Here is a 574-nt window from a genome sequence, read left to right as displayed (position 1 = left end):
GCAACAGGTCAGAGAGGTGCCCAAATGACTGGAAAGAAATCTCAAAAAGCAAAATCTTTTAAGTATGAGGAAAAGATTAACATCGTTGAATGGTTATTGAAACACAATTCAGACTATCTAGGTGCAGTCCGTGAATTTAAGGCCTCCTACCAACAAGTATATAGTTGGCTGAAAAAGTATCGAGAAAGTGGTCCTGACAGTCTAAAAGACAGACGGGGCCGCAAGGTTCCTGAAGAAGAATTAACAGAAGTTCAACGTCTCAAAATCGAAAACAGACTGCTTAAAGCAAGGCTTGAAGATAATGAGATCCGGGAAGCTTTGGCAAAAAAAGTTCGAGAAATCGAAAGGAGAGATCGCCATTAGCAAAAGCCAGACAGGAAGATATTTATCAGGCAATCCAAGAACTCAGTGACGAATTGGCGACAGATTCAAGTATTGCGTTTGAAAAAATTGAGGACGCTCAACAAATTTCACTTAATCGAATCATTCAAGCAGCCGGTGTCAGCAGACGTGCCTATTTTTACTGGTGTAGTGGCGGTCGTGCCACAAATCCAGCTCCTGCAGAATTCAATGA

Annotated in this window: 1 protein-coding gene; it reads left to right on the top strand. The window is 41.6% G+C overall.

All coding sequences use genetic code 11. From position 1 onward, the window contains the following. On the top strand, positions 1 to 363 hold a 363-nt coding region (locus FC83_RS08250; protein ID WP_236700823.1), incomplete at its 5' end, for a helix-turn-helix domain containing protein. Positions 364 to 574: the final 211 nt, after the last annotated feature.

Source organism: Agrilactobacillus composti DSM 18527 = JCM 14202, from assembly GCF_001436375.1.
GTDB classification, from domain to species: domain Bacteria; phylum Bacillota; class Bacilli; order Lactobacillales; family Lactobacillaceae; genus Agrilactobacillus; species Agrilactobacillus composti.
This window is presented reverse-complemented; position numbering and strand designations above follow the sequence as displayed.